Origin of the sequence: Mesorhizobium sp. M0808 (genome assembly GCF_040320025.1) — a bacterium.
In the GTDB taxonomy this organism is placed as follows: domain Bacteria; phylum Pseudomonadota; class Alphaproteobacteria; order Rhizobiales; family Rhizobiaceae; genus Mesorhizobium.
In genome coordinates this window covers 1-9,174 of the sequence record NZ_JAMYOX010000086.1, presented here as the reverse complement: position 1 = coordinate 9,174, position 9,174 = coordinate 1, and the positions used below count along the sequence as shown (strand labels likewise).

Annotated in this window: 5 protein-coding genes and 5 pseudogenes; 4 read left to right on the top strand and 6 right to left on the bottom strand. The window is 59.4% G+C overall.

The features are described from left to right. Positions 1-65: 65 nt before the first annotated feature. Positions 66-1,381 (top strand): annotated as a pseudogene (locus tag NKI25_RS35635) (ISNCY family transposase). 20 nt (positions 1,382-1,401) lie between these two features. Here the strand turns inward: NKI25_RS35635 and NKI25_RS35630 are convergent. From NKI25_RS35630 to NKI25_RS35615, 4 genes and pseudogenes are all read right to left on the bottom strand, one after another. Next, the gene (locus NKI25_RS35630) at positions 1,402-1,941 is read right to left on the bottom strand and encodes a hypothetical protein (RefSeq protein ID WP_353000835.1); all 540 of its coding nucleotides are present in this window, start codon (positions 1,939-1,941) and stop codon (positions 1,402-1,404) included. Further along, positions 1,920-2,249 (bottom strand): beta-eliminating lyase-related protein, encoded by a 330-nt coding sequence (locus NKI25_RS35625; protein ID WP_353000833.1) that lies wholly within the window; start codon positions 2,247-2,249, stop codon positions 1,920-1,922. The genes NKI25_RS35630 and NKI25_RS35625 overlap by 22 nt, the downstream gene beginning before the upstream one ends. 50 nt (positions 2,250-2,299) lie before the next feature. Then, positions 2,300-2,530, bottom strand: a pseudogene (locus tag NKI25_RS35620) (IS701 family transposase); the annotation flags it as partial. 64 nt (positions 2,531-2,594) lie between these two features. Continuing rightward, positions 2,595-3,543: pseudogene (locus tag NKI25_RS35615) on the bottom strand (transposase); the annotation flags it as partial. Between the two features lie 68 nt (positions 3,544-3,611). Here NKI25_RS35615 and NKI25_RS35610 point away from each other — a divergent pair. Beyond that, a pseudogene (locus NKI25_RS35610) lies at positions 3,612-4,055 on the top strand (transposase); the annotation flags it as partial. Between the two features lie 64 nt (positions 4,056-4,119). Here NKI25_RS35610 and NKI25_RS35605 read toward each other — a convergent pair. After that, entirely contained in the window at positions 4,120-5,355 is a 1,236-nt protein-coding gene (locus tag NKI25_RS35605) for an ATP-grasp domain-containing protein (RefSeq protein WP_353000830.1), read from the bottom strand. A gap of 526 nt (positions 5,356-5,881) precedes the next feature. After that, a pseudogene (locus tag NKI25_RS35600) lies at positions 5,882-6,218 on the bottom strand (transposase); the annotation flags it as partial. 855 nt (positions 6,219-7,073) lie between these two features. On the opposite strand from NKI25_RS35600, the gene NKI25_RS35595 reads away from it, so the two are divergent. Further along, complete coding sequence (locus NKI25_RS35595) at positions 7,074-8,510, top strand: amidase (RefSeq protein ID WP_353000828.1); 1,437 nt, start codon at positions 7,074-7,076, stop codon at positions 8,508-8,510. 132 nt (positions 8,511-8,642) lie between these two features. Beyond that, positions 8,643-9,174, top strand: a 532-nt coding sequence (locus NKI25_RS35590; RefSeq protein ID WP_353000827.1) for a M28 family peptidase, incomplete at its 3' end; no start/stop codon positions are given.

Sequence of the window (9,174 nt, the reverse complement as noted above, 5' to 3'; positions counted from 1 at the left end):
GATCAGGAGTGCGGCGTGAACCGCTTCGACGCACCTCCTGCAACAAACAGAAGCGGACATCTGATGTGCTACAAAAACCGGACAACTTGAAAAGCTACCGACAGATCGGTCGTGAACTGAAGGCGATCTCGCAGTGGCTGGACGAACATCGCGATCTGCTCGGGTTGGTGACGCGGGACCTGCGCCGCCACTGCGTCAAGGAGACCGGCCGCGAGGGTCTGCCGGCGGAGGCTGTGCTGCGCTGCGCGCTGCTCAAACAGCACCGCCAGTTGAGCTACGAGGAACTGGCGTTCCATCTCGAGGATTCCGCCTCGTTCCGAGCCTTTGCCCGGCTGCCGTGGGGGTGGAGCCCGAAGAAGTCGGTGCTGCACAAGACAATCAGCACGATCCGGGCCGAAACCTGGGAGGCGATCAACAAAGTGCTGCTGGCAACGCCCGGCAGGACAAGCTGGAAAGTGGCAAGGTCGTGCGTGTCGACAGCACCGTCACCGCGGCGCTGATCCACGAGCCGAGCGACAGCAGCCTATTGTGGGATGCCGTGCGGGTGATGGTGCGCTTGTTGCAGCAGGCGGATACACTGGGCAGCGCCATCCCATGGCACGATCATTGCCGCGCGGCGAAGAGGCGGGCCCGGACGATCAAGTATGCCCGCGGCCGCCCCAAACGGGTCAAGCACTACCGCGTGCTGCTCAAGATCACGCGCACCACCTTGAGCTATCTGCAGCAGGCGAGTGAACAGTTGCCCTTGGCGGCGGGGCCGGCCGGCGAACTGTGGCAGGCCCAGATCCGCCACTACCGGCCGCTGATTGAACAGATCATCGCCCAGACAGAGCGGCGGGTCCTGGCCGGCGAGGCGGTGCAGGCCGGCGACAAGCTGGTCAGCTTGTTCGAGCCGCATGCCGACATCATCGTCAAGGGCAGCCGCGACGTCGATTACGGCCACAAGCTCAATTTGACCACAGGCCGAAGCGGGCTGATCCTTGACCTCGTCATCGAAGCCGGAAACCCGGCCGACAGCGAGCGGTTCTTGCCGATGCTGGAGCGCCACATCGCCTTCTACGACCAGGCGCCGCGGCAGGCGGCGGCCGATGGCGGCTATGCCAGCCGCGAAAATCTGCGCCGGGCCAAGGCCTGCGGCGTGCGCGACATGGCCTTCCACAAGAAGAGCGGCCTCAAGGTCGAAGACATGGTCAAAAGCAATTGGGTCTATCGCAAGCTGCGCAACTTCCGCGCCGGCATCGAGGCCGGCACCTCATGCCTGAAAGGCGCCTACGGCTTGGGGCGCTGCACCTGGCGCGGGCTCGACCACTTCAAGACCTATGTCTGGTCCTCTGTGGTGGCTTACAATCTCGCACTCTTCACCCGCCTCAAACCGGTTTGACGCCACTCATCGGGTCGCGCTCAGTGGCACGCCGGCGGGCGCTGGCCGCTACCCCATGCCCGCAGGGCCGCCAGCCAGTCCTCCCGGCCGCGATCTGCACGTTTCGTGCCGCTACACACCGACAAGCAGCATGGGTTGAGCATGCAAACGATCCTCGAACACTCGGAAAACAGCTGTTTATGGACGGGCACTAGACTAGGCGCTATAGCGGTGGCACGCTCTTCCCAGAGAAGTCTTTGTCCCCGGTCATCGCGGCTCCTCCTGCAGAACTGATCGAATGGCGTTTGCTGTCGCGTCGACATCATCATCACTGACGAGATAGTGAACGACGGCGCGAACGACGCCTTCACGGAGCGAACCCATACGCACGCCCCGCTGCAACAGCTAGCCAGGAAATCCAGGGTCGACAGACCGTCCCATTCGAGGCGGAAGAACACCATGTTCGTCTCGATAATCGAGGGCTCCAGGCTGATGACGGGAATGTCGCTGATTTTCTCCGCCAGCAACTGCGCGCGCCGGCGATCTTCGATAAGCCGATCTACCATGGTTTGAAGCGCCACGATACCTGCTTTGCCATGATGCCAGCTTGGCGAAGGCCGCCTCCCAGAAGCTTTCGATAGCGTCTCACCCGCTCGATGAAGGGCCGTGTTCCGCATACCATGGAGCCGAACGGCGCGGCGAGTCCTTTGGACAGGCTGAACATGATCGAGTCGACCTCCTCCGCCATTTTCGTCAGCGTCCTCTTCGAGGAGATCGCCGCGTTGAAGATGCGGGCGCCATCTAGATGCAGCGGCAGGTCGTGCTCGTCGGCAAGCGCGCGTACGTCCTTGAAATAGGACGCAGGCAGGATGCGCCCGCACGTTGACAATGTGGGTTCTCCAGCACGATGACCCCAGCCGGCGCGCACTGGTGATCGCTCCAATGGCTGCGCCCCAACAGCGACTGCATCCGATAGGGCCGCTCCGCTCCGGACTGCTCAGCCATCAGCCAGCCTGTCTTGCGCTCAATGCCGGAAAGAAGGCCGTCAAGGAAATCTGCGCCCGTCTCCCGCAACTCACGACGAGGAAGCACCCGCCCAACCCGCGCCTTCAGCGCTGTGAGCTCCTGCTCCCAATCCAACAACGACCCTGACCACGAAGCGACAGACATGGTACCCTCCATAACCTGCCGAAGTGAATCAGAAAATCAAATGATCCGCAACTGTAGTACTAGTCGGACGCAGGATCTTTCCCCGCGGACACTTCAATAGTCGTGCTTGGCATCGTAGCGGAAGCGGCGAAGCGGGACCGGGCTACGGATCGGCTCTGCGTTGGCCGGAATCAACGCACCAATGCCGCGACGCTCGAACCCTCCGAACACTTTCGCGTAGGCATAGCCGGCATCGGCAGTGACGTTGCTAACAGATGACCCGGTCGACACCATGGCGGCTTCGATCCGTTCAACGATCATCTGTTCCTCGTTGATCTCCCCGCTGGTCACGGCAACATCGAGAACTACCCCCGCGCAGATCATCGACGATGGTATGCTGTTTGTAGGCGGGCTCCAGACGGCGGTTGCGGGGGGCGTTTGTCGCCATGCTCGCATCTGGATCCGTGATGCAGACTTTTTGAACTTTCCTGTCTTGCGGCTTTTTCTGATCGCTGCCTCCGCATCTGCATTCGCCGCGCTCACCGCCTCAAGGTGGCGCACCACCAAGCTATCCCAGCTGACGTCGGCGCGGATCAGCGAAGCATTGAATGACTTCGCCCTTGGCGATTTTGGCGTCGATACAGGCTTGTACAGTGCGCTTAAAGATCCGCTGGAACCGTTCTTCACCCCAGCGCTGGCGGATTCTCGTCAACGAAGAATGATCGGGAAAATGCCTCATGGAGGCCGTAGCCGACAAACCACCGGATCGCGATGTTGACCTGCGCCTCCCGCATCAGCCGGCGATCATGCACAATTCCCAGCAGGAAACCCGCGAGCATCAGGCGTACAGCCGCCCCGGGATCGATGCCGGGGCGGCCATTGTCGGTGCAGTAGAGGTTCGCCACCTCGTCGCACAGCCAGGACAGATCCAGCACACGATCGACGCGCGCGAGAATATGATCATCAGGGATAAGCTGTCGCAGCGAGCCAGTCATGAATAGCTCAAGCTGATCGCGCTCCTTCCGTCCCAGCATCGCGAACCCCTCCAGAGAATCAACGATTTCTCAATTGAACAGCAGGAGGAGACTTCTTCAACAGCCTCTATGTTCACTTCCTCAGGAACGCGCTCGATCATTTGCCGAGGAAGCACGGCGACGACTGCCTGCAGGAGCTGCACTGGCTCTACGACCGGCGCGATCTTGCCGAGGCCAAGGCCGATCTCGCCGCATGGCTTTCCAAATGGTCGGCCCGCTATCCGCGGCTGACGAATTGGGTGAAGGAGACCATCGAATACACGCTGACCTACTTCCGCCTGCCGCGCCAGCACCACAAGCATCTTAAGAGCACCAACATGCTGGAACGCCTCAACGAGGAAATCCGCCGGCGCACCTATGTCGTGCGCATCTTCCCCAATACCGAAAGCTGCCTGCGCCTCGTCAGGGCCTTGGCCGTCGAAACCAATGAAAACTGGATGGAGGCCAACCGCTACATCAACATGGATGATCTGCGTGAGCACAAGAAGCTCGCTCTACGCCAAGCTGGATGACCAGCATCATGGCCGCCCAATTTGCAGACTTGACGCACACAACCTGTGCAGTGTGGGACGCAGATTATTCCTGTTCGCCAGGGGGCGGAAATGGTGTGATCGACCAACCGATTAAGTCGACGGCCCGCTGAAGTATCGCCTCGGTCCGAGCACGGCTGGGTGAAGCGGCGACGACAAGCCCGATGTGGTCTCGGTGATCGCCTTTCCTGACAATCGGCATCTTTGGCTTAATATACAACTTGACGTCGGCGATACCAGATACAGCAGCAGCCCGACTGTCGCCACCAATCCAATCGAGGGTGCCATCGCGATCAGCAATTAGCCACCGCGCGGCCGCAGCGTGCGAATGCGTTCTGCGCAAATTCCATTCCTCGCCGATGACAAGCTTGATGAGTCCGGTGACGAGATCCACACCGTGAGCCAGTTGAACCAGTTCAGGAGCGGGCGACCCCCCAAGACGCGGATTGACCTCAATGACGATTGGGCCACGCTTCGTCCACCGGAGTTCAATGTTCGTTGGCCCCCAGCCAAGGCCGAGAGCTCGCAGACAGCTCAGCGAAACATCGGCGATACGATCATGCTCGTCATCAGTCAGCACGGCCGGGTAGGTGCACTCACGAAAGACGAAATGCGGTGGGGGACCAAAATCGGCGGCGGAGATCCCAACGACCTCATTTCCCATTATGTCAATCCAATAATGCGGGCCCTGTGCGAATTCTTCGACCAGTATCCTCGGCGAATCCCGCCATATGTGCTTACCGCCCAACAGATAGGTCGTGTGTTCGGCCAACTCATCGACGTTGCGGCACAATCTGACCCCTCTGCTGCCGAGGCCTACGGCTGGCTTCAGAATTACCGGCAGCCCGATTTCCGCGGCAGAGCTTTCTACTTCCGCGGCATTCGTGGCCAAGCGATAAGCAGGAATTGGAATGCCGGCCTCCGTGAGGAACTGACGTTGAGCGGATTTGTCGCAGCATCGTTCAATCGATGCGGGGTTCGGTCCCGGTAGATCGAAATACCGGCAGAGCTTGCCAACTGTCGCATAAAACGACTCCGTAGCGGACGTAATGCCAGCAATGTCGTAGGTCGCAAGCAGCCGGGAACATTCGCCGATCAGCGCATTGAGATTGTCAGTATCGACGCGGATTGCCTCAAGCCTTTCTGCCGCAATGTAGTCGTACCGAGATGGATCTGCCGACAGGGTAATTGGATGAAGACCAAGACGCTGGGCTGCTTGGACGAATAGCAGACCAAGACCCCTTGGATTGCCTTCAATCAGGATGAGCGCTCTTTTTGCCATTCGTTTTGACCTCCGTTGCGTGTCGTGCTGTGCCTCGGTACGTGCGCAAATCAGCATCAGCTTTCTAACCTTGCCTGACCTCAGACTTTGTGGTGAACAATACCACTGTCAGCGATTTGCGGTTGCAAAGCTTCTGTGAATTTACTCGAAGGATCTGTTGCTACTTTTTCCTAACCAGCGGTGCGTCACGGAGCATCTCGACGACGTTCCCAGATTTGCCCGGCGCTCGGCAGAATGGCTGGAAGGTGACTAGTTTCAGGACCCGAGCGCCATAGAGGCGATGTCGCCGATATTCGACGGCTGCGTTCGCAATCTATGAAAGTGAGCAGCGGTCGAGCGAAAGTGCCCCAGGCACTGGCGTGCTCAAATAGGAACCATGTCTCTGCGAGCTGCGGCCGTATGACCAAGTCTATCCGCAGTCAAGACCCGGAGGGCCTTGGCGCTTCCCGCGGCGATGGCCGCTAGGCCAAGCTGATGCGCAAGCTCGGCAGTGTCCAGTTGTTGATCATTGAGGATTGGGGCCGAGAGGAGCTCGACGATTAAGCCCGCCGAACTCCATCGCCTCGACCAGGATCGGCATCAACGCTTTCAGCCGCTTCCCGCAGATCCGGTCAGAGGCCTCCCACAGCACGATCAGCGCTTCACCAACCGCATCATCATAAAGCCGCCGCTCCGGCCGCGGCCCCCGAACGGCCCACCTGCGGTCCGTTGCGCAATAGGCGCGTCGCATGCTTGCGGTGAAAGCCGCTCACCGCCACGAACTCATCGAGGATGCGCGACTTCTCTGCCCGGTCGCTTCGGGCGTAGCGCTCCGTTACCGCGCTCACCAGCTCATCCCGCGTCGCCATGCTGACTTGCCTCATCTGATTTGCTCCTGCCACACAAATGCGGGGAGCAAATCAGATGAGGCAACGGCTTAACATCCAGGAACAATTCAGGCGAGGCAATGCGGGTGGGGAAATTGGCCGTCGCGTCCTGCAGCTGTGTCACCAAGAGGCCAATCGTTCTGGGATCAACATGTGGGGCAGTGGCAATACGCCACGCGGCGCAGACCGCGCGCTCATACATCCAGGCCGGAACCTCCAGCCACCGATCGGAGGCGTGGCCAGAAAGACTGCAGCGGAAAACCACCCGGTCAGCCTTCTCGATCACCTCATGAACGTGAACAAACGCCCGGCCCAGGGATGCCATGGATAAAGAAACTCGCGTTCCTCGGTCCCGTGGGCGTTCTCTCGTCGTATTGTACAACGAAATCCATCCCCATGCCGCGCTGAAGATGGCTTCCCCTCGGCAGTTCATCAAAGCATTATCTCAATAGCTGAACTGTCCGACGAATCGGGGAGCACTCCAGCGACCGATGGGGCCGATACGGAAACAGGATCAATCTGCTACTTTCTCCCACCTTGATTATCTTATGCCAGTGGTCGCGCGCGAATATGGGGCTGCTCCGAGCGCAATGGACCAGGTGTTTCGATCCAAGTGGCCTGCCTTTGGCAATTTGGTCTTCCTGTAAACGTCACATAAGCGGCAGGTCATGCCGTAGAAAAACACCAATGGGACAGGTTTTTTGAAGCGTTCGTTTAGAGCTGAGCGTCGAATCGATTTTTTTATGATGAAGAACCGTGCGATCAAAGATGCGGGTCCGGCGAATAACACCAGTACTTACGCCGATGCCAGACATAGAGGGAGTCTTACATGAAACTAAGAGGGAGTCTTACATGAAACTAAGTGAATACGTAGAACATGATGCAACCGGTTTGGCATCCCTCGTAAGCCGGGGCGAAGTCTCCGCTGTGGAATTGGCCCGCTTGGCGCGAGCGGCGCACGATGAGGTCAACCCTCGCATCAACGCCGTGATCGAGTTCTACGAGGATGCCGAGACCGTCGCCGGCGCGGACGCAGGCCTCTTTAACGGCGTGCCTTTCCTCCGCAAGGATCTCGGCGCCGCCGAAGCTGGCCGGCTGCAGGAAAGAGGGAGTCGCCTCTTCAAGGGTTTCCGCTCTGAAGTCGATGGCAATTTTTATCGTCGAGCTCGCGCCGGTGGGTTGCGGACTCTCGGGAGGACAACCACACCCGAACTTGGCGTATCTGGGATGAGTGAGACCATTCTCAATGGAATCACTGGGAATCCATGGGATTTACAACGCACCACAGGTGGATCTTCGTCTGGGGCGGCTGCGGCTGTGGCCGCTGGTATCACTCCCATTGCGCATGCCAGCGACGGTGGCGGATCTACTCGGCAGCCGGCGGCTTGGTGCGGACTTGTCGGGCTAAATCCTTCCCGTGGGCGCACTTCCAGCGGTCCGGACCGTCAGGATCCGAAGTTCGGCCTTAGTCGAGAATTCGTTGTTTGCCGGACAGTGCGAGATATGGCTGCTGCCTTGGATGTATTCTCCAGTCCCGCTCCAGGCGATCCGTTCATCATCGTCCAGCCGAGCCGTCCCTATGTGGAGGAACTATCCCAACCCACCGGCACTCTGCGGATTGGGGTTGCGAGGACCAAATGGGGCTCGGTCGAGACCGAGCCAGAAGTCTGGCAAGCAGTCGAGTCGACGGCCGCACTTCTTGAAGAAATGGGTCACATGGTCACAGACATCGAGCGGTTTTATGAGCCGGAGGAATGTAGTAAGGTATTGCTCGGCCTGTCGGATCTCGGCAGGGGTGCGCTCGAAAAGGCGGCGCGCAGCATCGGCCGCAGTATCAACCAAGACACTTTGGAGCCAGTCAATCTCAAGCTTCATGAGCATAGCCGGAATCTGTCACTATCCTATTCGGGAGAAGTACATGAGGCCCTCCGGGCGATGAGGCTGCGAGTAGGCGAGGCGATTCAAGCCTATGACATTCTGCTGACGCCCACGATGCCAACCGTGGCCCTTCCACATGGTGGCATCTACTGTGCGACCAACCCGACCCTCTCCGCAGAGGAGTGGATGCAGGCGGAGGCCGAGTTCTATCAGTATCTTGGCGTTTTCAATATTACCGGACAACCGTCGGTCTCCTTGCCTTTAGCACAAAGCGCCAGCGGGTTACCAATCGGCATTCAGATCGTCAGCCGCTTTGGTGATGAAGCCGCATTGGTTTGCCTTGCACGTGATCTTGAAGAGGCGCGGCCGTGGAGCGGCCGGCGACCAGGGGTTCGAGCAGGAAGCAATTGATGACTGCGCAATAATCTTCCAAGTCAGCTTTTGCGGCCGGGCCTCCTCAATATGGGCCTGGCTTGCGACATACCGGGAGAAGCTCCTGAAAAGGGACGGCATTAGTTTCCAACTGATAGGAGCATATAGCAGATGCCAACAATCAACACTGGGCGGTTACTCTCGGATCTCCGACGTTTTGCGCAGTTTGGCGCGTACCGGACGGGCGTCCATCGACCAACGTATTCAAAGGCAGACATGGACAGCCGCCGTTGGCTTGCGCAGCAGTATGGAGCGGCAGGTCTTAAGCCTCATATCGATGGGGTCGGCAATGTGTTCGGCATGCCGCGCTCGGAGCGGCGATCACTGTTGATCGGGTCGCACGCAGAATCACAGAACCATGCCGGATGGCTCGACGGGGCGCTTGGCGTGATCTACGGCCTCGAGATCGCCCGGGCCTTCGCGGAAACGCCGGACTGCACCGATCTTTCCATCGCCCCGGTCGCGTGGGCGGATGAAGAAAGTCATTACGTCCCGTTGCTCGGAAGTCGTTCGTTCGTCGGTGACATCGATGAAGCGGAGATCGACCGCGCGGTGAATGTCGATCACGGGCTGCCACTCAGGGAGGCGCTCCGTGGGGCTGGCCTAGCCGGCGTGCCCCGATCTCTGGTGGAACCGGAACGCT